Source organism: Cupriavidus sp. SHE (genome assembly GCF_000812445.1).
GTDB classification, from domain to species: domain Bacteria; phylum Pseudomonadota; class Gammaproteobacteria; order Burkholderiales; family Burkholderiaceae; genus Cupriavidus; species Cupriavidus metallidurans.
Genome location: NZ_JWMB01000004.1, coordinates 19,405 through 44,610, shown reverse-complemented (window position 1 = coordinate 44,610; position 25,206 = coordinate 19,405). Strand labels below are relative to the sequence as shown.

Annotated in this window: 22 protein-coding genes; 12 read left to right on the top strand and 10 right to left on the bottom strand. The window is 63.9% G+C overall.

Annotation, left to right across the window (positions count from 1 at the left end):
• The first annotated feature begins 130 nt into the window (after positions 1 to 130).
• Together gyrB and RN01_RS01600 are read left to right on the top strand one after the other, a co-directional pair.
• A complete protein-coding gene (gene gyrB, locus RN01_RS01605; RefSeq protein WP_017511520.1) occupies positions 131 to 2,656 on the top strand; it encodes a DNA topoisomerase (ATP-hydrolyzing) subunit B in 2,526 nt (841 codons plus the stop codon).
• Positions 2,657 to 2,789: 133 nt separating this feature from the next.
• Positions 2,790 to 3,695: a DUF6216 family protein gene (locus RN01_RS01600; protein WP_017511519.1), complete on the top strand. Its 906-nt coding sequence runs from the start codon at positions 2,790 to 2,792 to the stop codon at positions 3,693 to 3,695.
• A gap of 158 nt (positions 3,696 to 3,853) precedes the next feature.
• Here RN01_RS01600 and RN01_RS01595 read toward each other — a convergent pair whose 3' ends face one another.
• From RN01_RS01595 to RN01_RS01560, 8 genes are all read right to left on the bottom strand, one after another.
• Positions 3,854 to 5,608 (bottom strand): amidohydrolase, encoded by a 1,755-nt coding sequence (locus RN01_RS01595; protein ID WP_017511518.1) that lies wholly within the window; start codon positions 5,606 to 5,608, stop codon positions 3,854 to 3,856.
• Between the two features lie 138 nt (positions 5,609 to 5,746).
• Entirely contained in the window at positions 5,747 to 6,676 is a 930-nt protein-coding gene (locus RN01_RS01590) for a DMT family transporter (RefSeq protein WP_024569247.1), read from the bottom strand.
• 105 nt (positions 6,677 to 6,781) lie between these two features.
• The gene (locus RN01_RS01585; RefSeq protein WP_017511516.1) at positions 6,782 to 7,600 is read right to left on the bottom strand and encodes an AraC family transcriptional regulator; all 819 of its coding nucleotides are present in this window, start codon (positions 7,598 to 7,600) and stop codon (positions 6,782 to 6,784) included.
• A gap of 37 nt (positions 7,601 to 7,637) precedes the next feature.
• Positions 7,638 to 8,525 (bottom strand): carbohydrate ABC transporter permease, encoded by an 888-nt coding sequence (locus RN01_RS01580; RefSeq protein ID WP_017511515.1) that lies wholly within the window; start codon positions 8,523 to 8,525, stop codon positions 7,638 to 7,640.
• A 1-nt stretch (position 8,526) separates the two neighbouring features.
• Complete coding sequence (locus tag RN01_RS01575) at positions 8,527 to 9,459, bottom strand: carbohydrate ABC transporter permease (RefSeq protein WP_017511514.1); 933 nt, start codon at positions 9,457 to 9,459, stop codon at positions 8,527 to 8,529.
• On the bottom strand, positions 9,456 to 10,493 hold the full coding sequence (locus tag RN01_RS01570; RefSeq protein WP_017511513.1) for an ABC transporter ATP-binding protein: 1,038 nt from the start codon (positions 10,491 to 10,493) through the stop codon (positions 9,456 to 9,458). The genes RN01_RS01575 and RN01_RS01570 overlap by 4 nt, the downstream gene beginning before the upstream one ends.
• 19 nt (positions 10,494 to 10,512) lie before the next feature.
• Positions 10,513 to 11,907 (bottom strand): ABC transporter substrate-binding protein, encoded by a 1,395-nt coding sequence (locus RN01_RS01565; protein WP_017511512.1) that lies wholly within the window; start codon positions 11,905 to 11,907, stop codon positions 10,513 to 10,515.
• 199 nt (positions 11,908 to 12,106) lie between these two features.
• Positions 12,107 to 12,766 (bottom strand): isoprenylcysteine carboxylmethyltransferase family protein, encoded by a 660-nt coding sequence (locus tag RN01_RS01560; RefSeq protein ID WP_024569248.1) that lies wholly within the window; start codon positions 12,764 to 12,766, stop codon positions 12,107 to 12,109.
• A gap of 151 nt (positions 12,767 to 12,917) precedes the next feature.
• On the opposite strand from RN01_RS01560, the gene RN01_RS01555 reads away from it, so the two are divergent.
• From RN01_RS01555 to RN01_RS01515, 9 genes are all read left to right on the top strand, one after another.
• Positions 12,918 to 13,241: a nucleotide pyrophosphohydrolase gene (locus RN01_RS01555; RefSeq protein ID WP_008645810.1), complete on the top strand. Its 324-nt coding sequence runs from the start codon at positions 12,918 to 12,920 to the stop codon at positions 13,239 to 13,241.
• A gap of 131 nt (positions 13,242 to 13,372) precedes the next feature.
• Complete coding sequence (locus RN01_RS01550) at positions 13,373 to 14,323, top strand: DUF72 domain-containing protein (protein ID WP_024569249.1); 951 nt, start codon at positions 13,373 to 13,375, stop codon at positions 14,321 to 14,323.
• Between the two features lie 13 nt (positions 14,324 to 14,336).
• Positions 14,337 to 15,020, top strand: a complete 684-nt coding sequence (locus tag RN01_RS01545; RefSeq protein ID WP_017516039.1) for a DEAD/DEAH box helicase — start codon at positions 14,337 to 14,339, stop codon at positions 15,018 to 15,020.
• A gap of 190 nt (positions 15,021 to 15,210) precedes the next feature.
• Positions 15,211 to 15,651, top strand: coding sequence for a CBS domain-containing protein (locus tag RN01_RS01540; RefSeq protein WP_008645806.1), 441 nt, complete (start codon positions 15,211 to 15,213; stop codon positions 15,649 to 15,651).
• Positions 15,652 to 15,857: 206 nt separating this feature from the next.
• On the top strand, positions 15,858 to 17,444 hold the full coding sequence (locus tag RN01_RS01535) for an MDR family MFS transporter (protein WP_080672723.1): 1,587 nt from the start codon (positions 15,858 to 15,860) through the stop codon (positions 17,442 to 17,444).
• A 110-nt stretch (positions 17,445 to 17,554) separates the two neighbouring features.
• On the top strand, positions 17,555 to 18,181 hold the full coding sequence (locus RN01_RS01530; RefSeq protein ID WP_008645142.1) for a glutathione peroxidase: 627 nt from the start codon (positions 17,555 to 17,557) through the stop codon (positions 18,179 to 18,181).
• A gap of 152 nt (positions 18,182 to 18,333) precedes the next feature.
• Positions 18,334 to 19,116 carry an MBL fold metallo-hydrolase gene (locus RN01_RS01525; protein ID WP_017514029.1) on the top strand — a complete coding sequence of 261 codons (783 nt, stop codon included), beginning with the start codon at positions 18,334 to 18,336 and terminating at the stop codon, positions 19,114 to 19,116.
• A gap of 65 nt (positions 19,117 to 19,181) precedes the next feature.
• On the top strand, positions 19,182 to 20,048 hold the full coding sequence (locus RN01_RS01520; protein ID WP_011514954.1) for a fumarylacetoacetate hydrolase family protein: 867 nt from the start codon (positions 19,182 to 19,184) through the stop codon (positions 20,046 to 20,048).
• Between the two features lie 232 nt (positions 20,049 to 20,280).
• Positions 20,281 to 21,558 carry a M20 aminoacylase family protein gene (locus RN01_RS01515; RefSeq protein WP_024569250.1) on the top strand — a complete coding sequence of 426 codons (1,278 nt, stop codon included), beginning with the start codon at positions 20,281 to 20,283 and terminating at the stop codon, positions 21,556 to 21,558.
• 15 nt (positions 21,559 to 21,573) lie between these two features.
• On the opposite strand, the gene RN01_RS01510 is transcribed toward RN01_RS01515, so the two are convergent.
• The gene (locus RN01_RS01510; RefSeq protein WP_008645135.1) at positions 21,574 to 22,392 is read right to left on the bottom strand and encodes a helix-turn-helix domain-containing protein; all 819 of its coding nucleotides are present in this window, start codon (positions 22,390 to 22,392) and stop codon (positions 21,574 to 21,576) included.
• Between the two features lie 140 nt (positions 22,393 to 22,532).
• Between RN01_RS01510 and RN01_RS01505 the strand changes: the two genes are divergently transcribed.
• Complete coding sequence (locus RN01_RS01505) at positions 22,533 to 23,747, top strand: MFS transporter (protein ID WP_024569251.1); 1,215 nt, start codon at positions 22,533 to 22,535, stop codon at positions 23,745 to 23,747.
• 62 nt (positions 23,748 to 23,809) lie between these two features.
• Here the strand turns inward: RN01_RS01505 and RN01_RS01500 are convergent, their stop codons facing one another.
• On the bottom strand, positions 23,810 to 25,126 hold the full coding sequence (locus RN01_RS01500; protein ID WP_024569252.1) for a M20/M25/M40 family metallo-hydrolase: 1,317 nt from the start codon (positions 25,124 to 25,126) through the stop codon (positions 23,810 to 23,812).
• Positions 25,127 to 25,206: the final 80 nt, after the last annotated feature.

Sequence of the window (25,206 nt, the reverse complement as noted above, 5' to 3'; positions counted from 1 at the left end):
CGGATCGAACCGATCCGCCCCTTTTGCCGTTTTTAAGTAACCCGCGAAACGCGGACCTACCGCACCCGCCACATTTTTGGCGCAGGTTCGGTTTTCCGCTTTTTGCCGTCAGTATCGTGAGTAGAAAGACATGACCGATCAGCAGAAACCGCAGCAGGAAAACTCTTACGGCGCCTCTTCGATCCAGATCCTGGAAGGCCTGGAGGCGGTACGCAAGCGTCCCGGCATGTACATCGGCGATACGTCCGACGGCACCGGCTTGCATCACCTCGTGTTCGAGGTGCTCGACAACTCGATCGACGAAGCCCTGGCCGGTTATTGCACCGAGATCCAGGTCACGATCCACAGCGACAACTCGATCTCGATCGTCGACAACGGCCGCGGCATTCCGCCGGCCGTGAAGTTCGACGACAAGCATGAGCCGAAGCGCAGCGCGGCGGAAATCGCCATGACCGAGCTGCACGCCGGCGGCAAGTTCAACCAGAACAGCTACAAGGTTTCGGGCGGCCTGCATGGCGTGGGCGTGTCCTGCGTGAACGCGCTGTCGAAGTGGCTGCGCCTGACCGTGCGTCGCGATGGTCAGGTCAACCTGATCGAGTTCGCGAAGGGTGAGGTGCAGAACCGCATCATCGAGACCGTGACCGGCCCGGACGGCCAGCCCGTTGAAGTGTCGCCGATGAAGGTCATCGGCGCGACCGACAAGCGCGGCACCGAAGTGCACTTCCTGGCCGACGAGGAGATCTTCACGAACGTCGAGTTCCACTACGAAGTGCTGTCCAAGCGCATCCGCGAACTCTCGTTCCTGAACAACGGCGTGCACATCAAGCTGGTGGACCAGCGCACGGGCAAGGAAGAGGACTTCGCGTTTTCCGGTGGCGTGAAGGGTTTCGTCGAGTACATCAACCGCTCGAAGACCACGTTGCACCCGAACATTTTCTACGCGAACGCCGAGAAAGATGGCATCAGCGTGGAAGTGGCCATGCAGTGGAACGATGGCTACAACGAGCAGGTGCTCTGCTTCACGAACAACATTCCGCAGCGCGACGGCGGTACCCACCTGACCGGCCTGCGCGCAGCGATGACCCGCGTCATCAACAAGTACATCGAAGAAAACGAGGTCGCGAAGCGGGCGAAGGTCGAGACCTCCGGCGACGACATGCGCGAAGGCCTGGCCTGCGTGCTGTCCGTGAAGGTACCCGAGCCGAAGTTCAGCTCGCAGACCAAGGACAAGCTCGTTTCCTCCGAAGTGCGCCTGCCCGTGGAAGAGCTCGTCGGCAAGGCGCTGACCGACTTCCTGCTGGAAACGCCGAACGACGCCAAGATCATCTGCGGCAAGATCGTGGATGCGGCCCGCGCCCGCGAAGCCGCGCGCAAGGCCCGCGAAATGACGCGCCGCAAGGGCGTCATGGACGGCATGGGCCTGCCCGGCAAGCTCGCGGACTGCCAGGAGAAGGATCCGGCGATGTCCGAGCTGTTCCTCGTCGAGGGTGACTCCGCAGGCGGCTCCGCCAAGCAGGGCCGCGACCGCAAGTTCCAGGCGATCCTGCCGCTCAAGGGCAAGATCCTGAACGTGGAACGCGCGCGCTTTGACAAGATGCTGTCGAGCCAGGAAGTGCTGACACTGATCACGGCACTGGGCACCGGCATCGGCAAGGAGGACTACAACCTCGAGAAGCTGCGCTACCACCGCATCATCATCATGACCGACGCGGACGTGGACGGCTCGCACATCCGCACGCTGCTGCTGACGTTCTTCTATCGCCAGATGCCAGACATCATCGAGCGCGGCTACGTGTACATCGCCCAGCCGCCGCTCTACAAGATCAAGCACGGCAAGGAAGAGCGCTACATCAAGGACGACAACGAGCTGAACGCCTACATGCTGAAGCTGGCAATGGAAAAGGCTTCGCTCAGCCGCCCGGATGGCAGCGAGATCAACGGTGAAGCCCTGACCGAACTGGCACGCCAGTACCAGCTCGCCGAGGGCGTGATCGGCCGCCTGTCGCGCATCGTCGATGTGGACGCGCTACGCGCGATCGCCGACGGCGTGGCGCTCGACCTCGACAACGCCGCCGCAGCCGAAGCGTCGGCCGTGGCGCTGAAGGCCAAGCTCGCCGAGATGCACGCCAAGACGCTGCTCGGCGCTGCAGTCAACGACGACGGCACCGCCGACGTCTATGCCCAGTTCGACGAGAAGACCGACAAGCATCGCCTGATGATCGCGCGTCGCCATCATGGCAACGTGCGTCTGTCACACGTGGATGCGGACTTCGTCCACGGCGCCGACTACGCGGCACTCGCCCGCGCGGCCACGACGTTCCAGGGCCTGATCCCGGACGGCACCAAGGTTCGCCGCGGCGAAGGCGAGAAGATGCGCGAACAGACCGTCGCAGATTTCCACCAGGCCATGCAGTGGCTACTCTCCGAAGCCGAACGCGGCGTCTCGCGCCAGCGCTACAAGGGCCTGGGCGAAATGAACCCCGAGCAGCTCTTCGAAACCACGCTCGACGTCACGCAGCGCCGCCTGCTGAGGGTCCAGATCGAAGACGCCATCGCCGCCGACCAGATCTTCACGACACTGATGGGCGACGAGGTGGAACCGCGCCGGAACTTTATCGAGTCAAATGCGCTGGTGGCTCGGAATATTGATGTTTGATTGAGGTGGTTGGCATTGCAGGACCACGCTTTGCCGACTGAGAGATGTTGAATGCATGAACGCCCGGCCAGTCCGGGCGTTTTGCTGTGGCTTTGGCGCTGTGAAAGGTCGAGGCTTGCCAGTGGAGCGAGGAATGTTGGAAGGGATCCGCAGCGGCATTGGAATTCTGACAAGCCTGGGAGTTGTACTCCCAGTCTTCGCAGTCGTTGGACTTGGATTCCTGGGGGTCTATGTCTGGCGACGAGCCGGGTCATCCCACAGCCTTATGACAAGGCTCTGGCAGCTATTTCACGGCAAGCAAGAATGCAAGGATCCCGTGATCGGTGAGTTTCTTGACGAGCAAGGGGCTCTTCTTCAATTTCGCTTCACGACGGGTGTGCGTGCGCGAACGCGGCAGCAAGCTCAGGCTTTGATCCGATGGACGCGTGAGAACAACGAGGACATGGGGCATGTCGCTGCATGTGGGCCATATTTTGATCTCGAGAAAATCGAACTCAAAGCGGAAGATCAACTGCCCAACGTCTGGCTCCTTCTCGCGCGATTCTTCGCCGCCATAGTGTTCTTCACCCTTAGCTTGACAGCCGCGTGGGGAATTGCATTTTGGGATGATGCAGTTCTTCAAATGAAGAAGAGCAAAGTCTTCTTCTCTATCAACGCGACAAGTGCCAAGCGATTCGGTGTCGCGGAGAAGCTCTCACTTGATCAATGCTCAAACGAAGCGGCAGCCCTCTCAACGTTTAGCCCAGAAGACAGGGAGATCGTGTGCAAGCTCCTCAAGAGCGATGAACTGGCCTCATACATCAATGAAACCGTGAAATCGCAGCGACTTGCACTCGCATTTCTTCTACTGGTGCTTGCGTTCTTCTGCCGTGAACTCACCGTATGGTTTCTTCAGGGTGTGCACTCTCAAGAAATGTTCCGGCGCCTGCGTGGCCGCAAGCGCTTAGAGGGCCCGATGGCTCTTGTGGAGCCTGGAGGCAATCCTCCGATTCACGATAGCCGTCACGATGGTGCAGTTGGCACCCCCACACGCAACTGACGGAGCGGACAAGCTCGCAACGGGGCGCTCCCTAGGAGCACTTGAATCGACGTCACAGCATCGCGGAGCGCGGCGGCAAATGGCCGCGAAGATATGCCGCAGTGCAAACCTGAAGCGGAAATGACGCCAAGCGCCATTTCCGCACCAACAGCCACCCCTCAAGCCGCAAACCGCCTCCGCCCCTCCGACCAAGTCTCCATCACCTTCAACTTTCCAATCTCCTCCGGCGCCATCTGGAGCGGGTCCTTATCCACAATCACCAGATCCGCATACTTCCCGGTCTCCAGGCTGCCGACGATCTGGTCCATTTGGCATTGCCACGCCGCGTCGATCGTCACCGCCCGCAGTGCCTGCGCCACGGTAATGCGCTCCGCTGGGTTGAGCACGCCACCGCCGTCGCGCATGGTGCGGTTGACGGCGTTGTCCATGTAGCGGATCGGTTCGATCGGCGTCACGTTGTAGTCGGAGTGGAGCGAGATGCGCAGGCCGCCGCGCAGTGCCGATGCGCAGGGGTCGTAGAACTGGGCGCGCTGGGGGCCGAGGATGCTGTCACGGAATGCCTTGCCCCAGTAGTGCACGTGCCCGATCAGGAATGACGGTGACACGCCGAGCTTTGCCATTCGCTGAATCTGCTCGGGGTGCAGGACGCTGCAGTGTTCGATGCGGTGTCGATGATCGGCACGTGGTGAGCGTTTCAGCACGTGTTCGTAGACGTCCAGCGTGGTGTCGATGGCGGCGTCGCCGTTGGCGTGGATGGCGACTTGCCAGCCGAGGTCGTGCGCGCGTTGCACGCCCTCGATCAGTTGCTCGGCGGTGTAATTCAGCGCGCCGCGGCTGGTGGAGTTGAGGTACGGCTCGCGCTGGTATCCGGTGCGGGCCTGGTTGGAGCCGTCGGACCAGAACTTGATGCCGTGGAGCCGGAAGCGATCCGTGCCGGCGCCCGGCTTGATGCCTCGCTCTACCCAGCCATCCATCCGGTCGGACGTGAGGAAGCCCGAATAGCGGACAGGAGGATCGTCGCGCATGGCGGCGTTGACGATATCGAGGTCATGCACGCCGCTCGTGCCAATGCCGGCATCGTGCAGGCTGGTACAGCCCACGGCACTGGCGCGGTCGAATAGCTTGCGAATGCTGGCCACCATTTGCGCGGCGTTGGGCATCGGGGCGACTTTCAGAAAGGGGCCGTATGCGGGGCCTTCCTCGAGTCGGCCGGTTAGTTCGCCCTTGTCGTCGCGGACAAAGCGGCCCTGGGCCGGGTTCGGCGTATCGCGCGTGACGCTAGCGAGCTTCAGGGCCGCGCTGTTGACGTAGGCAATGTGTCCGTTCGATTCCAGGATGAAGACCGGATTGTTGGGCGCCACGGCATCGAGCCGTTGTCGCGTGACGGGTGCGCCGGGCATCAGCGAGGGATCGAGCGCCTGCGCGCGGACCCACTCGCCCGGCTTGGACTTTGCCGCCTCGGCTCGGATCTTCTCGAGTGCCTGGTCAATCGACGTGGTGGTGAACGGGCCCACGTCGAGCCATGCGTCGAGCACGGCCAGCGCGGAGTGCATGTGTGGCTCGACGAATCCCGGCAGCAGCGTGCGTCCACCGAGGTCGATGGTTTGCGTGTCCGGGCCACGGAACTGCGCGACTGCATCCATCGAGCCAACGGCCACGATGCGGCCGTCGCGCACGGCCAGGGCCTTGGCCGTCGGCGAGCCGCTGGCCATGGTGTAGATCGGCCCGTTCGTGAAGATGAATTGCGCGTAGGGAGATGTCGAAGGAGACGTAGCCGGAGGACTCTCGGCGTATGCCGATGGGAATCCGAAGGTGGACATTGCACCGAGCGCCAGCGCGCCGGTCAGGAAGTCTCGGCGCGACGCGCGCGCGAGCAGGACTGCTGCACCACCAGGACTGCAGTAGAAGCACATGTGGTTACCCCATCGTTATCGTTGCTGTGTTGGGAATGGCGCGTATGTGGCGTCGACTGTAGCCTGCCGGACGATAGCGGTGACCGTCCATCCGCGTTTTCGTCAATTGTCGGCGTGGTTCGCAAAAGCGAACGCCGTTTATCGGTGCGAAGTGGCATCGCCTTCGGCATCTGCCATCGCACTATCGGTCATGTCAGCAGATTGAGACATCCCAAGGCTGAACACCGCGACCAGCACGCAACCGATGCCGATGATCTGGCTCTGGCCGATCTGTTCGCCGAGCAGCGCGGCAGCGAGCACCACCGCTGATACCGGTGCCACCGCAGTGAACAGCGCCGCCTCTGCACCGCTCACTCGTGCCGCGCCGGCGTACCAGAGCAGAAAGCCCCCCACGGTTGGAATCAGCGCGTAGTACGCGACGGCGGCGACCGCGTTGCCGGAGAGCGCGTGCATCCACGGCATCTCAAAGCCGGCCGGTATCACCGCCACCGCGAGTCCGAACGCCGCCATGATGGTCGAGAGCGCAAGCGGCGCGATCGGTGTCTGGATCCGTTTGTTGAGCAGGATGAAGACACCCTCGCAGCCCACGGCGCCGAAGATCAGCAAGCTGCCGAGCAACGAGTGCGCACTGCCGGCGTCGTTGCGGAACACGATGGTCAGAACACCGGCGGCCGCCAATGCGATGGCCACCAACACGGCGCGTCGCGGCCGCTCGCCAAGCACCATGATGGCGATTGCCGCGGAGACCACTGGCAGCGTGCCGATGATCACGCCCGCGTCGGTGGCAGAGGCATGTCGGAGCCCCAAGATCAGCAGCGTCGTATAGCCGACGCTTCCAGCGCCGGCCTGCACCAGCAGCAGGCCCCATTCCCTCGGCGCCAGGATTGGCCAGGTTGTTCGGGTCACGCGCATCAGTACAAGGAACAGCGGAAGCGCGATGGCGAAGCGAAGCGCCGTTGCAGTGAACGGTGGCAGGCCGGCGGCCACGATCTTGCTGGCCACCACGGTACTGCCGACCGTAATCATCGCCAGCGTCAGATAGAGATAGCCGTGCATTCGTCTGGACATGGTCCTTCCTTTCTTGCCCGATAGGGGATAGCGGAAAGGTGCAGGATCGCGAACCGGACGCGGTGTTGTCTTGAATGAAATTGCGAGCGTGGCGGGGAAGGCCGGCTACGATGCGCCGCAGGCACGCGCGTACATGCTGGGCGAGATGCCGTACGTGCGCACAAAGATGCGCGTCATATGGCTCTGGTCGGCGAAGCCGCTCGCTGCGGCAGCGTCCGCGAGCGACATGCCGCGCGCGATCAGGTGCCGCGCGGCGATGATGCGGCGCTGGATCATGTAGGCGTGTGGCGTCATGCCAGTCGCCCGCGAGAACGCGCGGATGAACTGGAAGCGGCTCAGGCGGCACTCATCGGCCAGTTCGCCGAGCGTGAGCGGCGCGGCTGAATCGTCGTCGATGCGGCGTCGCGCCAGTGCGATCTCCGCGAAGCCCGGGCCGCGCGTGTCCGAGCGGGTTTGCCCATGCATCGTGTCGGCCAGCAGGGTGAGCAGCAATTCCTCGCGCAGCACCGAGGCATGTTCCGCGTGCGCGGCCGTCATGGCGGCGAACAGTGTCAGGAAGCGTTGCGCGAGCCGCGCATCGCGCATGACTGGGTGGGCGAACTCGAAGCTCCGCGTCCGCCCTTCCGTCACGTCCAGTATCGCGTCGGCGACCACGGGTGGATCGAAATAGAGCATCTGCCAGGCACGGCCGGCATCACCGATCGGCATGCCGTCGTGCACTTCGCCAGGGTTGACCGTGATCGTGTCGCCGGGGCCGGCCTCCACGATTCCCTGCCCGCTGGCCGATTTCTGCGCGCCCTTGCCGATCACACCGATGCCGAACTGATCATGCGTATGCCGACCGAACGCGTGGCGCGAGTCGGCCTGCACAGCCTGTGCGCCGGCAACATGACAGCGGAATATCTGGAACTGGCCTCCGGCCATTTGCGCTCCCATTCGTCTGGCCATTCGTGCGACACCGCTACTTTATCGCGCCTACGGTGAAAGCGGCGACAAAGCGATCGAGGAACACGTTGTACAGCAGCGCTACCGGCACGCTGACGATCAGGCATGCACCCATCAGCGAGCCCCAGAAATAGACGTCGCCGCGCACCAGGAAAGTGGGCACGCCCACGCTGACCGTGTATTGCGAGGAACTCGTGATAAACGTCAGCGCGTAGACGAACTCCTGCATCACCAGCGTCAGCGTGAAGATGATGACGGTGAGAATGCCCGCCGACGATAGCGGCACGATGACTTTCAGGAACGCGCCAAAGCGGCTCATGCCATCCATCATCGCGGCTTCCTCGATGTCCCGGGGCACCGCCTTGAAGAAGCCCATCATCAGCCAGGTGCAGAACGGCACGGTAAAGCTCGGGTACACGAGCACGAGCGACCAGAGCGAGTCCTGCAGGCCCAGCGCGCCGACGATGCGGGAGAACGGAATGAACAGGATCGTGGGCGGAATCAGATAAGTCAGGAAGATGGCGATGGCGAGTTGCCGCCCTCGGGGTCCCGATAGTCGCGCCAGGCTGTAGCCCGCCGGTACCGCGAGCACGAGCGTGATGATGACCACGAAAACGCCCACCAGCAGCGTGTTGAGCAGCCATCGCAGGAATGCGGTTTCCTGGAACAGCACGCGCAGGTTCTCCGTCGTGGGTGGCAGATTGAACACGAACGGATTGTTGGCCGTGTTGATCAGGTCGTGGACATCCTTGAACGTGGTGATCAGCATCCAGTAGAACGGAAAGGCGCAGAACACGGCAAAAGTCGCCAACGTGGCGAACACCGCTACCCACGCGCAGCGTGCGGGCCAGCGCGACCCGAGCCACGCCAGCTTCCAGCCTTCGGATGCCGATATCGCTTCCATGTCACGTCACCTCGGAACGATGCGCCACCGTCAGCAGCAATGTGACGACTGCCACCAGCAGTGGAAACAGGAAAAGCGAGATCGCCGCGCCTTCAGCCAGGTCACCGCCTTGTATGCCTGTAAAGAAGGCCAGGCTGGCCAGCACCTGGGTCGTATCGTAGGGGCCGCCGCGCGTGAGCACATAGATGATGACCATGTCGGTCAGCGTGAAGACAATGCCGAACAACAGGGCCACCAGCATGACCGGCATCAGCAACGGCACGTCGATCCTGAACAGCCGCCGCCAGAAGCCTGCGCCGTCCATGGCAGCGGCATCGTGCAGATCCTGCGGGATGCCTTGCATCCCGGCCAGGATAATGACGGTGGCCAGTGGCAGCAGTCGCCAGACATCCACCAGAATCACGGACGCCATCGCCAGATCAGGTTGGCCGAGCCAGATCGGCCACATGTTGGGGCCGAAAAGGCCGATCGCGCGTAACGTCCAGTTGATGATGTTGTAGACCGGGTCGAAGATCCACAGCCAGCCAATCGATCCCAGCGAGATCGGCGCCACCCATGGCAACAGGATCAGCAGTCGCACGAGCCACTTGCCGGGGAAATCGCGCACCAATGCCTGCGCCAGCACCTTGGCGAGCACGACCACCAGCGCTTGCGAGACCAGCGTGAACACCAGCGCATTGCGCAGCGACTGCCAGAACGTCGGGTTCGCCACGACGCTCCGGAAATTCTCCAGCCCGACGAAATGCGGCATCGGACTTCCGACGGTGACATCGGTCAGGCTGTACCAGATCGACAGCAGGAAAGGAAAGCCAAGCAGCAGCGCGATATAGATGAGCGCAGGCGCCAGCATCATTGCGCCTAGCCTGCGGTCATCATCCGGCGTATCCGACGTCTCGTGGTCCGGTCTGCCAAGGGTGGCCGATAGCGCGCTCATGTCACGCCTTCCGCCACGCTCAGGCTTGTGCCACTGCTCGTGTCGAAGCGGTGCAGATCAGCACGGCGCACGGCGAACATGTGACGTGTGCCGGGTTGCGGTGACACGTTCACCGTGCACGGTATCCGGGATATGACTTTCACGGGCGGCTGCGGCGGCGCGAGCACGCCGTACACGAGGCGGTCCGCGCCCAGGTTTTCGATGCGGGTGATGTCCAACGGAAACCGTTCCAATGATGCATCGGCGGTGAAGACGTCATCCGGTAAAAAATGCTCGGGCCGGAAGCCGATCTCCATGCCGTCGCTGGCAACGAGATTCATGGGAGGTGACCCGATGAACGTGGCGACGAACCGATCGATAGGATGCGCATACACGCGCTGCGGCGTGTCGAGCTGACGTATGCCGCCGTGATCGAGCACGGCCACACGATCCCCCAGCGCCAGTGCCTCCACCTGATCGTGGGTCACGTAGATCGTGGTGGTGCCGAGGCGGCGTTGGAGTTGCTGCAGTTCCTCTCGCGCCGAAGCACGGAGCTTGGCATCGAGATTCGATAGCGGCTCATCGAGCAGGAATGCAACGGGGTCGCGCACGACCGCACGCGCAAGCGCCACGCGTTGACGTTCGCCGCCCGAGAGCTGACGTGGTTTCCGCGCGAGAAGATGCCCGATACCGAACAGCGAGGCGGCCCACTCGACCTTGCCGTCGATCTTGTCGCGCGCCATATGCTGGGCCTGCAGTGGAAAGGCGATATTGCCCGCCACGGTCAGGTGCGGATACAGCGCGTAACTCTGGAAAACCATCGCCATGTTGTGCGCGCGCGGTGGGAGCCCCGTGACGATGCGCCCGCTCACCAGCACATCGCCGGAGGTCGGCGTCTCGAGTCCCGCGATCATGCGCAGCAGCGTCGTCTTGCCCGAACCGGATGGGCCCAGCAGCACCAGGAACTCGTGCTCGCGCACGGCGAGGTCGATCGCGTCGACGGCGGTGGTGCTGTCGTAACGCTTGGTCAGCGAGCGTGTTTCCACTGTGGCCATGATGATTGCGCACGCGAGGCTATACCAGCCCCCTGGCCTTCCATTTTGCGAAGATCCGTTTGCAGGCGTTCTCGGCATCGCGGATGGCGTCCTCCGGAGACGCGTCGCCGGTTGCGGCGCGGGCGAACATCGTGTTGAGGACCCACGTGTTGAAGATTTCGTCGATAGCGGCGTTGGCGTATCCGGGGTAGCCCACGTTGGTGGCCTGTTCCATCAGCACGCCCAGCACCTTGTACTTGTCATGCGGCGTGGCTTTGGCGTCCACCGCGATCATCGTCTTGAGGTCGGGCACGGTGCTCGGGAAGCAGGGGAAGTTGTAGAACTCGCTGCCAACGAAGCCATCGCGAAAGTTGTCGATGTAGTCGACGAGGAACTGCTTCGCGCCGGCAATGTTCTCGGCGAATTTCCAGATCACGTAGCAGTCCATCACGTGCTCCAGGCAGATGCGTTGCGCGGGGCCGCGCAGTGCCTGCGTCAGCCAGATGTCGGGCGTGACCGGGATCTGCTTGTTTTCGCCTTCGCGGGTGATCGAGATGGCGTTCAGGCAGAGCGAGATCTTGCCGGCCAGCATGGCCCGGTTGTTCGACGATGGGTCCCAGGCCAGCACTTCGGGCGTCATGGTGTCGCGGTACAGCGCCCGCACGTACTTGACGGCCTCGAGCGTGCCGGGCGAGTTCAGCACGACATTGCCGCGCATGTCCTGCACCGCGCCACCGAACGCATAGAGGATCGTGCGCATGGCCATGGCGGTATCGAGTTCCGCGGAGAGGCCGATACCCACCGGCACGCCCTTCGCCTGCTTGATCTTGCGCCCGGCGGTCAGCACGTCGTCCCAGCTATCGGGAGGCTTCGCGCCGATGGCATCCCACAGGTCCTTGCGGTAATTCACCGGGTCCGGCACGAAGCTGTCGGAGAAGGCGAAGTACTTGCGGGTCTTCGGGTTGTAGGTACTGCGAACCGCCAGTTCCACGGGCTTGCCATGCTTGCGCTGGCATTCCTCGTAGATGTCGCGATGGTCGATGACCTGGTCCTCGTACACCGGCGGCGGCGACAGAAACATGAAGAGATCGTGCCCCTTCTGGGCCGATACCTCGGCAGCGGCACGCGTGGCCAGCGCCGGAATGCCGACGTGATCGACAATGACTTCCGTATCGTGACGCTGGCCCCATTCCTTCACATACGTGTTGTCGAACCACTTGTCGTAGCCCGGCACGAAATGGTTCCACTGAAGAATCCTGAGCGTATGCCTGGCAGCTGCGTGCGCGGCACCGGGGCGCGCCAGCGGTGCCAGCCCTGTGGCCAGTGCGGCGGCGGCCGCGGCTTGCATGACGTGGCGACGCTGCGGACTGGTGATGGAAGCATTGCCACCGCTGGGCCGGGTACGGAGCCCGGCAACGGGCGTGGTGTTCTTCATGAGAGCCTCGCAAACATGATGAGAGCCTCATGTGCTCTGTTTGCGTGGCTACTGGGCAGGGTGGCTACGCGCCGGGGCGCATGTGCCTATTTTCCAAGCATAGGCCCGTGTGCGGGAAATTCAATCACGGTGTGATGCCAAGGGCTTGATTCGATTGGATTCCCGCCACGTGATCCGCGCGCGGGCCTAGCGCGCGGGCCTAATACAAGCCCGGCAACATGCGCCACGTACGTGCGCAGTACTGTTCGTACTCGCCCCCGAACTGGCTCCGCAACAGCGCTTCCTCGGCCCGGATGCGGGCGACAAGCGGCGGGAGCATCAGCAGCGCCAGCAGCACGCCCACCCATGAGCGGAACACCAGTCCCCATCCCAGCGAACTGATCACGAAGCCCACATAGCTTGGATTGCGAATCACGCTGTAGATGCCCGTCGTGACCAGCGTATGCCCAGGCTGGATCGCCACGAGCCCGCTGAAACGCCGGCCCAGCACGAAGACGGGCCAGAGCCGCAGCGCGCCGCCGGCGACAAACAGGAACAGGCCGATCCAGCGAATCGTATTGCCGTCGATCGACCAAACGTCGAGGCGGTCCGTATAGGCAGGCAGGAATCCCGCGAGCAGGCTGAGCACGCTGAATGCCACCAGTACCCATCGGTTATCGCGGTCCTCGCGTTCGCCAGCGCTGATATTGCCGCCGGAGAAGATGGCGATGACCGCCATCACCAACGTCGCGACGACTGCCAGCGTGCGCGCGGTATCGGCGAAGTACGCCGCGATACCACCCCATCCGAGCACGGGCAACGCCAGGTACGCGAGGGCGCCCGCGATGGTGATGATCGCCATTTTGGGAGTGGGACGCATGAGTGCCTCCGTTTGCAGTGGGCTTCACATGTGAGCCTATGCCTCGCGCGCGGCGCTGTCGAGTGGCGGTATGTGGCAGCGTGTGGGGGCATCCGGCTGCCGTTCGGTGTGACAATACGTGCCTGTCAGCGACATCCACATTGCATCCACAATGGCTCTCATCGATATCAGCAATCTCCAGCAAGCGGCGGCCGCCTTCGGCGAGGCCCGGGGCTGGGGCAAGTATCACAGCCCGAAGAACCTCGCGATGGCGCTCAGCGTCGAAGTGGCCGAACTGGTGGAGATCTTCCAGTGGCAAACCGAAGAGGAATCGCGCGGGATCATGTCAACCGACGAGCGCGCGCACGTTGAGCAGGAACTGGCCGATATCACCATCTACCTGACGCAGCTAGTGACCGCGCTTGGCGTCGATCTCGACGCGGCGGTGCAGGCGAAGATGGAGATGAACGCACGCAAGTATCCCGCGCCAAAGTAAGGCCGGAGACGAGCAGGAGGGCTGCGCCGCCCTCGCCCACCGGCGTGTTTCGATTCACATGTCCGCGGGCTTCCGCCACGCCGCTCAAATCCGGCTAGACTTCCTCCACCAATCCTCGCGGAGATCGGGTCATGGCGGTTACCAGACAGGGCAAGTCGGCGAGCAACATCCATATTGGCATCGGCGGCTGGAACTATGCGCCGTGGCGCGACAACTTCTATCCGGCGGGGCTCGCGCAGGCGCGCGAGCTGGAATATGCAAGCCGGCATCTGACCGCGATCGAGATCAACAGCACGTACCACGGCACGCAGAAGCGCACGTCGTTTGCGAACTGGCGCGATGCCACGCCCGATGGCTTCGTCTTCTCGGTCAAGGCTTCGCGCTTTGCGACCAATCGCCGCGTGCTGGCCGAAGGGGGCGATTCGATCAGCCGGTTCATCGACAGCGGCATTGCCGAATTGCGCGAAAAACTGGGCCCGGTCGTCTGGCAGTTCGCACCGACCAAGCAGTTCGTGGCCGACGATTTCGAGGCCTTCCTGAACCTGTTGCCGACCTCGGTGGAGGGCGTGAAGCTGCGGCACGTGATGGAGGTGCGTCACGAGAGCTTCATGTGCGACGCGTACCTGAAGCTGGCGCGCAAGTTCAAGGCGGCCACCGTCTTCACCGATTCACCGAAGTTTCCGTCGTTCGCTGATCTCACTTCGGACTTCGTGTACGCGCGGCTGATGAGCGCCGACGAGAAGGTCGCGACGGGCTATGGGCCGAAGGCACTGGACCAATGGGCGCAGCGGGCATCGGCGTGGGCTGGCGGCAGGGCACCGGAGGACCTGCCGCGTGTGGAAGACGAACCCGCTGGCAAGCTCAAGCCGAAGGAAGTGTTCCTGTTTTTCATCAACGGTGCGAAGGAGCGCGCGCCGGCTGCGGCTGGCGCATTGCTTGAAAGGCTTGGCTGGGTGCCGACCGAGACAGTGCCGATGAAGGCTTCAACGCCGAAGCCGCCTGCCGCGACGAAGACCGCGGCGGTCAAGACGGTGACCAGGAAACCGGCGGCCACGAAAACCGTGGCGCGAAAGATTGCATGACGGTGTCTCTGCCATGCGCGTCACCAAGTTCTCCGCATCGATGCCGATTTCGACCGGCACGCCGTTTTCCGCGCTTCCGCTGGCACCGGCTTTGCAGGTGACGCTGACGGAACTCGGATGGCATGCCATCAATCCGCTTCAGGCAGCCATGCTGCCAGAGGCGCTGGCCGGCCGCGACCTCATCGTGCAGGCGTCTCCCGGCAGCGGGCGCACTGTGGCCTTCACCGTTGCCCTGCTCCATCATCTCGATCCGCGCCGGTTCGATGTGCAGGCGCTGGTGCTCTGCCCGACGCGCGAGCGCGTGCAGCATGTGGCCCAGCGCATCAGGGACTGCGTGCGCGCCGCCCGGCACGTGAAGGTGGTGGCGCTGATGCATGGCGCGGCGATGCGTCCGCAGATCGACAGCCTGATCCACGGCGCGCACGTCGTGGTCGGCACACCGGGCAGGGTTGTCGACCACCTGGATGCCGGCAGCCTCGATCTGCGCGCGATCGGCATCCTGGTGATCGACGACGCCGAATCGATGCTCGACCTCGGACTTGTCGACGATGTCGGCTTTGCGGCGAGCCGATGTCCGAAGAGCCGGCAGACGCTGTTGTTTTCCACATCGTTCAATAGTGACCTGAATCCCGAGGTGGAGCGGTTCTCCAGGCTCTGGCTCAGGAGGCCGCGACGCATTGCTCACTTGCCGGATTGATGCCGGGGGTGCGTGCCCCATTCCGATGCGCGTTTTGCGTGAAACAAAGATTCGTGAAAGTCACCCTGTGAGTGCCGCGATTCCTTTGCTAATCTGAATGGACGCAGCCGGATGCACGTTGCGCAGTGCCGCTGGCGCGGCCCGCACAGGGCAGTGAATATTTCCAAAACGGCAATAAGGAGTCGGTGTCATGAAAACCGCGCGGCAGGTTCTGGAAAGCAAGGCAAATCAGGCGATCTTCAGCATTCCTCCCACGGCGACGGTCTATGCTGCGCTGCAACTCATGGCCGAGAAGGGCATCGGTGCCCTGCTGGTGATGGAGCAGCAGAAGATCGTCGGCATCATCAGCGAACGGGATTACGCGCGCAAAGTGATCCTGATGCAACGCACATCGCGCGAGACCCTCGTGCGCGAAATCATGACCTCAGCGGTGATCTATGTCCGGGCTGACCAGACCACCGACGAGTGCATGGCGTTGATGACCAGGCATCGCTTGCGTCACTTGCCGGTGATGAATAGCGATCAACTGCTCGGCATGATCTCGATCGGTGACCTCGTGAACGACATCATCAGCGAGCAGCGCTTCACCATCGAGCAACTGGAGCACTACATCCACGGCGGGTCGCGCTAAGCGGTCTGTTTTCGCGCCGATCGCGGTGCGATCGGCCGCGATCTCCAGGTAATGTCAAATGTGATGCGACGGCGGCCGCAGGCCGGCGTTTGCGTGTCCGGTATTCGGACAATTCCGTCAGCGCCAAATGCTAAGCATGCATATAATTATGCGGTTACTGAATTAGGCCGCATACACCGACTTGCGGCCGCACCCTCCCTCCCCGCATGTCGTCGACCGCCCCCGCCAGCCAGTCCACCGCAGAGGCCCTAGAGGCCACAGCTTCCCTCCCCCAAGCCGCCGTTCACGATCACGCGTCGATCATGCGTGTGATCGGTGGCATCGTGCTGTGCATTCTGCTCGCGGCGCTCGACCAGACCGTGGTGATCCCGGCCGTGCCGGCGATCGCGAACGATCTCAACGGATTCGGGCACCTGTCGTGGATCGTGACCGCGTACCTGATCGTGTCCACGGTGACTACGCCGCTGTACGGCAAGCTGTCCGACAGTTTCGGGCGTCGCCGTCTGCTGATGGTGGCGATCTCGCTGTTCATCCTGGCCTCGGTGGCCTGCGCGCTGGCGCAGACACTGCCACAGCTGATCCTGTTCCGCGCGCTGCAGGGCCTCGGCGGTGGCGGCCTGATGTCGCTGGCGCAGGCGGCCATTGCCGACGTGGTGGCGCCGCGCGAGCGTGGCCGCTATCAGGGCTATCTGGCCACGGTCTGGGCGATCTCGTCGATCGCGGGGCCGCTGGTAGGCGGCTGGGTGTCCGATCACATGTCGTGGCGCTGGCTGTTCTGGATCAACGTGCCGCTCGGCCTGCTGGCGATGACCATGTGCTATCGGGGGCTCGCGCATCTGAAGCCGCGCGGCGGCCGGCCCCAGGTCGATTGGCTAGGCGCCCTGCTCCTGGCCGTGGCCATTGTCGCGTTCCTGCTTGCCATGAGCTGGGGCGGCGAGGCGTTCGCCTGGATCTCGCCCGAGATGGCCGCCCTGCTGGCGCTCTCGCTGGTGGCCGTGCTGTTGCTGGCCTGGCAGGAGCGCCGCGCCGCCGACCCGATGCTGCCGCCGCGCCTGTTCCGCAATCGCGCCTATGTGATGGGCGTGGGCGCATCGGCGCTGGCCGCGCTCAATATTTTCCTGTGCATCTTCGCCCTGCCCCTGCATTTCCAGCTTGTACGTGACGCCGATGCGTCGATGTCGGGCCTGCTGGTGGTGCCGTTCCTGCTGGCGACCGTCGCCGGCAACTTCGTGGTGGCATGGCTCGCGCCGCGGCTGGGCCGTATGCGCGTCATCCTGACCATCGGCTTCGTTGCCGCGGCGGTCGGGCTGGTCTCGCTGGCCGCCGTGACCGTCGCCGTGCCGACCTTCTTCGTTCTGCTGGCGATGACGATCGGCGGTATCGGCCTGGGCATGGCGATGGTTGGCACGCTGATCAGCGTGCAGAACGCGCTGGAGCGCCGTGACATGGGCGCGGGCACCGGCGCCCTGCTCGTGCTGCGCTCGCTCGGCAGCTCGATCGGCGGCGCGCTGGCCGGCACGCTGCTGGCCATGGAGTTTCGCGACGCGCTGGCCCGGGCCGGCGTCACGCAGGCGCTGGACCTTGGCGCGCTACGGCATGGCAGCGAGGCGCTGGCGCACCTGTCGCCAGCCGTGCGCCATGTGCTGGCTGGCGGCGTGGAGTCGGGCTTTCATCTGATTTTTGCGGCCGGCGCGGTGGCCACGATCATCGCGCTGCTGATCGTGCGTCGGATGCCGGATCTGGAACTGCGCAGCAGCGTGACCGAGCACGCGGCCAAGATCCACATGGAATAAGGACGTCAAACCAGGGGAGAGGCCGGGTGTGCCCGAATGACGCGAATCGGCCGAGAGCGTAGACTTCCTTGCATCCAAAGTCACTCCTCAAGCCACCGGAGCCCCGATTCATGTCCCGCCAACGTACCCTGGAATCCGTGCAACGAACCGCTCTGGCTGGCGCGCTGACGCTGGCCGCCGCCGTGGCAGTCATGCTGCCGCCACCTGCTCGCGCCGCCGAAAAGGCCGTGCCGGCGGCCGCGCAGCCGGCGGGCAATTGCCCGGCGTCGTTGAACTTCCGCTTCCCGCGACTCCAGGACGAATCGCCGCAGAACCTGTGCCAGTACGCTGGCAAGGTGGTGCTGGTCGTGAACACGGCCAGCTATTGCGGCTTCACGCCGCAGTACGAGGGCCTTGAGGCGCTGTACGCCAAGTACCGCGAACGCGGGCTGGTGGTGCTCGGTTTCCCGTCCAACGACTTTTCCCAGGAACCCGGCTCGTCCAAGGACATTGCCGACTTTTGCTACAACACCTACGGGGTCAAGTTCCCGATGCTTGGCAAGAGCCATGTGCGCGGCAGCGACGCCAATCCGATGTACGCACTGCTGGCCCAGGAGACGGGCACCGCGCCGAAGTGGAACTTCTACAAGTACCTGATCGACCGCAAGGGGCAGGTCATCGGCAGCTACAACAGCATGGTCAAGCCGGACGACAAGCAGTTTGTCTCGAAGATCGAAGAACTGCTGAACGCGCGCTGATGCGCGGCTTGCCCCGCAGCGTGTCCATGCGGCTGTCGTTTTCGTGGCTTGTTTCTGCCATAGTTTGATCATCATCAATAAAGAAACGCCTACGTCTCATTACTTTCGCCCCTAGCCATTTACAACAAAACTAGAGCGGCGAGAGAGGGATCATGAGTAACGTGTTGTACGAAGCGGGCGGGCATGTCTGTCTGGCATTCACGGATCTGGTCGACGAGGGTCAAGGCGAGGTCGTCCAGAGCAACCAGTTTCTGGTGGTCGACAACGGCCATGCGGCGTTGATCGATCCGGGCGGAAACATGACCTACAGCGAGCTGTATCTGACGATCAGCCGCTATTTCCCACCCAAGCAGCTTGACTACGTGCTGGCGTCCCATGCGGACCCGGACATCGTCGCTTCGGTGGGGCGCTGGCTGACATCGTCGGACAGCCGCGTGCTGATCTCGCAGGTTTGGGCACGCTTTCTGCCGCATTTCTGCCAGGCAGGCAAAACGGCGGGGCGCATCGTGACCATCCCGGATGGTGGCATGGTGATACCGCTCGGCAATTGCCAGCTGATCGCGGTGCCCGCGCACTTCCTCCATTCCGAAGGCAATTTCCAGTTCTACGATCCGGTCAGCAAGATCCTGTTCTCGGGCGACCTTGGGGCCACGATGACATCGGGGACGGAAGCCGGCACCGTGGTGACCGATTTCGATGCCCACGCCCGCCGGATGCTGGCGTTCCATCGCCGCTATATGAGCGGCAACCGGGCGTGCCGGCTCTGGGCCGCGATGGCGCGGACCATGGATATCGAGTGGATCGTGCCTCAGCACGGGCCCTCGTTCCGGGGCCGCGAGATGGTCAATCGCTTCATCGACTGGATCGACCAGTTGCAGTGCGGGCTGGATCTGCTCGAGCCCGCCCACTACCGTGTGCCGTCGATGCTGGGCTGAACGGGCAGGGGTCTCGCGCTTGCGCTATGCTCGCGGGCTGGTGCTACCGCAAGGAGACGAGACCCATGAAACTAGTCCGCATTGGAGAACCCGGCGCCGAGCGCCCCGGCATGTTGGACAGCGACGGCCGCGTGCGCGACCTGTCCGGCGTGATCGACAACATTGGCCCGCAGGAACTGGCGCCCGGCGTGCTGGCCCGTCTGGCGAACATCGACCCCGCCACGCTGCCGGTGGTGGAGGGCGGACGCTTCGGCGTGCCCTGGAGCGGCGTTGGCAAGATCGTTGCCATCGGCCTGAACTATGCCGACCACGCCGCCGAAGCCGGCATGCCGCTGCCGACCGAGCCGATCGTGTTCCTGAAGGCCAACACGTCGCTGAACGGCCCGAACGACAACGTGATGTTGCCGCTCGATTCGCAGAAATCGGACTGGGAAGTGGAACTGGGCGTGGTGATTGGCACCCGGGCTCGGAATGTGTGGAAGGAGCAGGCGCTCGACTACGTGGCCGGCTACTGCGTGGTCAATGATGTCTCTGAGCGCGAATTCCAGCTCGAACGCGGCGGCACCTGGGACAAGGGCAAGGGCTGCGACACTTTCTGTCCGGCGGGCCCGTGGCTGGTCACGCGTGACGAGGTGCCCGACGCGCAAAAGCTGGGGATGTGGCTCGACGTCAATGGCGAGCGCATGCAGAAGGGCAGCACGGCCACCATGGTTTTCGATGTGGCGACGATCGTCAGCTACGTTAGCCGCTTCATGACGCTGGAGCCCGGCGACCTGATCGCCACCGGCACGCCGCCGGGTGTCGGCATGGGCTTCAAGCCGCCACGCTACCTGCGTGCCGGCGACGTGATGCGCCTGGGCGTCGAGGGGCTTGGCGAGCAGTCCCAGAACGTCGTGGCCTACGTCGGGCGCGGTGGCGCAATACGAATCTAGGCGGATTCAGACGGATCCAGGGCAGGGCGGTTGGGTGCCCGCGGCGACATCGGCGCGGGTTCCCAACGGAAACGTCTTCACACAAATCGTCGCAGTTCCACACAAAGCGTCCGATCAGGGCAACAGTTTTGCCGTGATTCCGGGCGTTTTCGCACGAAATCAGCATTCCAGGTTTTCTTCCTTGGGGTGCGTGAAATACTGTTCATACATGTCTGCCGTTTAGAGCACTGTCATGTCTGAACACGCCCCCGAAATCGAAGACCCCGACATCGACGCCCCTGAAGTCGCATCGATCCTCAAGTCCGTCTCCGTCCGCCTCGCCAAGGATTCCCCCACCCGGTCCTTCTGCACCCTGCACGACACGCTCGACTCGCGTGACGAACTGCAGGACATCCGACGCCATATCCACCAGCATCCCGAGCTTGCCTTCAACGAGGTCCACACGGCCGAACTCGTCGCCAGCAAGCTGGAGAACTGGGGCTACACGGTTACACGTGGCGTGGGCGGTACCGGCGTGGTGGCCTCGCTGCGAGTGGGCGCAGGACAACGCAGCGTCGGCATTCGCGCCGACATGGATGCATTGCCGATCCACGAGCGGTCGGGCTTGCCCTATGCCAGCGTGCACGACGGCAAGATGCACGCGTGTGGCCATGACGGCCACACCGCCGTGCTGCTGGGTGCCGCGCGGCAACTGGCACGTACCCGGCAATTCGATGGCACCGTGCACCTGATCTTCCAGCCGGCCGAGGAGATCGGGGCGGGCGGTGGCGCGGAACGGATGCTGGCCGACGGCCTGTTCGAACGCTTTCCGTGCGATGCAATCTTTGGCCTGCACAACCATCCGGGTGCCGAGGCCGGTACCTTCATGTTCCGTTCGGGCCCGTTCATGGCCGCGTGTGACACCGTAGCGATCACCATCCGAGGGAAGGGTGGCCATGCCGCGCGGCCGCATCAGTCGATCGATCCGATCCTGGTCGCGGGCAGCCTGGTCATGGCGTTGCAGTCCATCGTGGCGCGTAACGTCGATCCGAACGAGACTGCCGTGGTGACCATCGGCACACTGCACGCGGGCCACGCGCCCAATGTGATTCCCGATAGCGCGCGCATGGAACTCAGCGTGCGCTCATTCAGTGCGGATGTGCGGGCCTCCATGGAAACGCGCATCAGGCAGCTTGCCACGTCACACGCCGAGGGCTATGGCGCAACGGCCGATATCGAGTACGTGCGTGGCTATCCGGTGCTGGTCAACAGCGAAGCGGAGACCGAGTTCGCACGCCAGGTGGCCGAGGAACTGGTGGGCCCCGAACGTGCGATCGCGAATTTCCACCGTATCGCCGGCAGCGAGGACTTCGCTTACTTCCTGCAGCAGCGGCCCGGGTGTTTCGTCCGGATGGGCAATGGGGTCAACCAGCCGCTGCTTCACAACGCCGGCTACGACTTCAACGACGACAACCTGACCGTCGGGGCGGCCTACTGGACGCGGCTGGTCGAGCGCTACCTTGCCGGGTAGGACAGGGCGACAAGACTATTTGAAGAAGGCGCTCGGCGGCACGCCGAACTGCCGCCGGAACATCGTCGCGAAGGCGCTCGGGCTGCCATAGCCCATGTCGAGCGCCACATCCACCACCTTGTCGCCTGCCGCCAGCCGCTCTAACGCGGCCAGCAGCCGTGCCTGCTGGCGCCACTGGCCGAACGTCATCCCGGTTTCGCGCGCGAATCGGCGCTGAATGGTCTTGGGATCCACGCCAAGCCTGTCGCCCCAGTCAGCCAGCGTCAGGCCAGAGTCGGGGCTGTCGGTGATCTGCTCGCAGATCACGCGCAGGTCCCTGTCCGTCGGGCGGGGCAGGTGGAGCGGCAGCGTGGGTACCAGCGTGACTTCATCGAGCAGCAATTGCATCAGCCGGGATTCGCGCGAGTCGGGCGAATAGGGCAGGGGAATGTCGATCGCGGCCAGGATCAACTCGCGCAGCAGCGGAGAAATACCGAGTACGGTACAGCGCGTGGGCAGGTTCGGCGCGGCGTCGGGGCGGATGTAGGCCGTGCGCATCTGCACGTGCCCGACCATGCGGATCCAGTGCACGGTGCCCCCGGGCATCCACATGCCGCGGGTCGGCGGCACGATCCACTGTCCTTCGGACGTCGAGACCACCATCACCCCGTGCACGGCATGGATGAGTTGCGCGTGCGGGTGCTGGTGGGGCTTGGTGACGTGGGTCGGCAGGTAGTCCGCCGCCATGGCCGCCACGGGCATCGGGCCGCGGTCGTACTGGAGGTAGGCGGGCTGTTCCGAGTAAGTATCGGGCCGCCCGTCGGCATGGGCAGCGTTCGGCGCTTCGGCTGGCATGTCCTTTTCTCCAAAGTTACGGCCTCATTCTCGCAGGACAGGCGGCAGTTTGCCAATTAGCATCGTCACACTTCCCGGCCGCGCGCTGTTCGGGCGCCCGGGCTTTTGCCAAGCATGACTGGCCAATGCGCCCCCGCACCATGAGCACAACCATCAATCCGGCCCATCCGGCCGACCGTGAGGAAGGCACACGCTTCCGCGTGCTGTACGCGATCAGTTTCGCGCACTTCCTCAACGACATGATCCAGTCGCTGATCCTTGCCATCTATCCGATGCTCAAGGGCGGCTTCAACCTGAGCTTCACGCAGATCGGCCTGCTGACGCTGACGTATCAGGTCACTGCGTCGCTACTGCAGCCGGTGGTCGGCCTGTACACGGACAAGCATCCGAAGCCGCATTCGCTCGCCATCGGCATGGGATTCACGCTGTGCGGCCTGTTGCTGCTGTCAGTGGCCCCGACCTATGGCGTGCTGCTGGTTGCCGCAGCGCTGGTGGGAACCGGTTCGTCGATCTTCCACCCGGAATCGTCGCGCGTGGCGCGGCTGGCGTCGGGCGGCCAGCACGGGCTGGCCCAGTCGATCTTCCAGGTGGGCGGTAACGGCGGCAGTGCGATGGGTCCGCTGCTGGCGGCGTGGATCGTTCACTCGCAGGGCAGCGTGGCGTGGTTCTCGCTGGCCGCGCTGCTGGCCATCGCCGTGCTGTGGCAGATCGGCGGCTGGTACGGCCGGCACCTGGCCGAGCGCGCCGCGAAGAAGAAGGGCGCCGGCGTCGTGGTCAACAAGCTGCCGAAGTCGACAGTGGTGCGCGCCATCGTGGTGCTGCTGCTGCTGATCTTCTCCAAGTACTTCTACATGGCCAGCCTGAACACGTACTACACGTTCTACCTGATGGAGAAGTTCGGCCTGGCGCGTCAGACCTCGCAAATCTACCTGTTCCTGTTCCTGTTCGCCGTAGCGGCGGGCACGATCATGGGCGGGCCGATCGGTGACCGCATCGGCCGCAAGCGCGTGATCTGGGCGTCGATCCTGGGCGTGGCGCCGTTCACGCTGATGCTGCCCCATGCCAACCTGTTCTGGACTGCCGTGCTGTCCGTGGTGATCGGCTTCATCCTGGCCTCGGCCTTCTCGGCCATCCTGGTGTTCGCCCAGGAACTGATCCCGGGCAAGGTGGGCATGGTGTCCGGGCTGTTCTTCGGGTTTGCCTTCGGCATGGGCGGTATCGGCGCCGCAGTGCTCGGCCGGCTGGCCGATGTGCACGGCATCGAGACCGTGTACCAGCTTTGCGCGTTCCTGCCGCTGCTGGGCCTGCTCGCGGTATTCCTGCCGGACCTGCGCGAAAGGGCGAAAGCGGCTTGAACGGCTGATGGTTCTAACCCCCTCCCGCCAGAGCAGGAGGGGGAGTCACTTCCCTTCCTCGATCACTTCCCCGTCTTGTCCTGCGAGACATCCATGATCATCCGCGTCAGCAGATACAGACGCGGCGTGACCGAGTTCAAGTCCACATACTCCGCGTCGTTCGAATGCGCGCCGAAGCCGCGCAGGCCGAAGCGTTCGATCACCGGTGCCTTGGTGGCGGCCGCCGCAAATGCCGCATCGGTGCCGCCGCCTTCGGCGGTGTCATAGACAGCCAGCTTCTCGCCGATTTCGGCATAGATGCCCTGCGCGTGCGTTGCCAGCGCACGGGATGCCGGTGTGGCTTCCAGCGGCGGGCGACGGCGCTCGAACTTCACTTCGACCTTTGTGTCGGGAATCAGCTTCTTCTGGATCCGCTCCTGCAGCGTGCGCTCCAGGCCGTCGTAGTCGGCGGTGCGCAGCACGCGCACATCGGCCTGAGCGGTGGCCACGGCCGGAATCACGTTGCGGTTGGTGCCGGCGTGGGACAGGGTCCAGTTGACCTTGAGGCCGGTGTCCGGGTTGGACAGGTCGCGCATCTGCAGGATCTGGTGCGATAGCTCGTAGAGCGCATTACGCCCCAGTTCCGGCGAGCTTCCCGCGTGGGAGGACTTGCCGTCGACCTTGAGCGAGATGGCGCCGATGCCGCTCGTGGCCAGCGAAAGCCGGTCGCCGGTGACGCGCGAGGCTTCGCAGGAGAACACGGCATCCTGCTCCGCCCCCAGCTTCGTCAACGTGGCGCGAGCGCCCGGCGAGCTGATTTCCTCGTCGCCGTTGATCAGCACGGTCAGCGTGCCATAGTCCTTGAACTTCATCTTCTGCAGGATGGCCACGGTATGCAGGATCACCGCCACGCCGTTCTTGTCGTCGGCAATGCCCAGGCCGTAGGCGCGATCCCCGTCGACGCGGAAGGGCTGCTGCGCGAGCATTCCGCGCAGGTACACCGTGTCCATGTGCGCGATCAGCATGATCTTGCGTTGGCCGGTGCCCTTGAACTGGGCCATGACCATCTTGCCCACCTTGGCCGGGGTGTCCTCCATGCGATAGATGTCGGTTGGCTCGACCAGCTTCGCGTCGCCGCCGAGCGCGGCCAGGCGGTCGCGAATCAGGTTGGCGATGCGGTCCAGGCCTTCGATATCCTTGCTGCCGGACTCGATCGAGACCAGGTCCTTGAGCGTGTCGATCAGCGCCGGCTTTTCCTGCTGCGCAAGCTGAAAGGCCGGCTGCACGGGCTCGGCCTGGGCCGGCAGGGCGCAGATCGCGCCGGCCAGCGCCAACGCGGCGGGCAAGACGGCCAGGCGGGCCAGGCGGGTACGCAGGGCAGGGTGAGGGGCAGCGTGCATGACGGGAACACTCCTTGTGGTGTCTTCTGTGCGGAAAGTTGGAATGTTGCGGAATCGGGGCGTCGCGGTAAAGGCCCCGG

What these genes read in the sequence shown, in the direction of transcription:
- gyrB (WP_017511520.1), top strand. Translation starts at nt 131, where the DNA reads ATGACCGATCAGCAGAAACCGCAGCAGGAAAACTCTTACGGCGCCTCT.
- RN01_RS01600 (WP_017511519.1), top strand. Translation starts at nt 2,790, where the DNA reads ATGTTGGAAGGGATCCGCAGCGGCATTGGAATTCTGACAAGCCTGGGA.
- RN01_RS01595 (WP_017511518.1), bottom strand. Translation starts at nt 5,608, where the DNA reads ATGTGCTTCTACTGCAGTCCTGGTGGTGCAGCAGTCCTGCTCGCGCGC.
- RN01_RS01590 (WP_024569247.1), bottom strand. Translation starts at nt 6,676, where the DNA reads ATGTCCAGACGAATGCACGGCTATCTCTATCTGACGCTGGCGATGATT.
- RN01_RS01585 (WP_017511516.1), bottom strand. Translation starts at nt 7,600, where the DNA reads ATGGCCGGAGGCCAGTTCCAGATATTCCGCTGTCATGTTGCCGGCGCA.
- RN01_RS01580 (WP_017511515.1), bottom strand. Translation starts at nt 8,525, where the DNA reads ATGGAAGCGATATCGGCATCCGAAGGCTGGAAGCTGGCGTGGCTCGGG.
- RN01_RS01575 (WP_017511514.1), bottom strand. Translation starts at nt 9,459, where the DNA reads ATGAGCGCGCTATCGGCCACCCTTGGCAGACCGGACCACGAGACGTCG.
- RN01_RS01570 (WP_017511513.1), bottom strand. Translation starts at nt 10,493, where the DNA reads ATGGCCACAGTGGAAACACGCTCGCTGACCAAGCGTTACGACAGCACC.
- RN01_RS01565 (WP_017511512.1), bottom strand. Translation starts at nt 11,907, where the DNA reads ATGAAGAACACCACGCCCGTTGCCGGGCTCCGTACCCGGCCCAGCGGT.
- RN01_RS01560 (WP_024569248.1), bottom strand. Translation starts at nt 12,766, where the DNA reads ATGCGTCCCACTCCCAAAATGGCGATCATCACCATCGCGGGCGCCCTC.
- RN01_RS01555 (WP_008645810.1), top strand. Translation starts at nt 12,918, where the DNA reads ATGGCTCTCATCGATATCAGCAATCTCCAGCAAGCGGCGGCCGCCTTC.
- RN01_RS01550 (WP_024569249.1), top strand. Translation starts at nt 13,373, where the DNA reads ATGGCGGTTACCAGACAGGGCAAGTCGGCGAGCAACATCCATATTGGC.
- RN01_RS01545 (WP_017516039.1), top strand. Translation starts at nt 14,337, where the DNA reads ATGCGCGTCACCAAGTTCTCCGCATCGATGCCGATTTCGACCGGCACG.
- RN01_RS01540 (WP_008645806.1), top strand. Translation starts at nt 15,211, where the DNA reads ATGAAAACCGCGCGGCAGGTTCTGGAAAGCAAGGCAAATCAGGCGATC.
- RN01_RS01535 (WP_080672723.1), top strand. Translation starts at nt 15,858, where the DNA reads ATGTCGTCGACCGCCCCCGCCAGCCAGTCCACCGCAGAGGCCCTAGAG.
- RN01_RS01530 (WP_008645142.1), top strand. Translation starts at nt 17,555, where the DNA reads ATGTCCCGCCAACGTACCCTGGAATCCGTGCAACGAACCGCTCTGGCT.
- RN01_RS01525 (WP_017514029.1), top strand. Translation starts at nt 18,334, where the DNA reads ATGAGTAACGTGTTGTACGAAGCGGGCGGGCATGTCTGTCTGGCATTC.
- RN01_RS01520 (WP_011514954.1), top strand. Translation starts at nt 19,182, where the DNA reads ATGAAACTAGTCCGCATTGGAGAACCCGGCGCCGAGCGCCCCGGCATG.
- RN01_RS01515 (WP_024569250.1), top strand. Translation starts at nt 20,281, where the DNA reads ATGTCTGAACACGCCCCCGAAATCGAAGACCCCGACATCGACGCCCCT.
- RN01_RS01510 (WP_008645135.1), bottom strand. Translation starts at nt 22,392, where the DNA reads ATGCCAGCCGAAGCGCCGAACGCTGCCCATGCCGACGGGCGGCCCGAT.
- RN01_RS01505 (WP_024569251.1), top strand. Translation starts at nt 22,533, where the DNA reads ATGAGCACAACCATCAATCCGGCCCATCCGGCCGACCGTGAGGAAGGC.
- RN01_RS01500 (WP_024569252.1), bottom strand. Translation starts at nt 25,126, where the DNA reads ATGCACGCTGCCCCTCACCCTGCCCTGCGTACCCGCCTGGCCCGCCTG.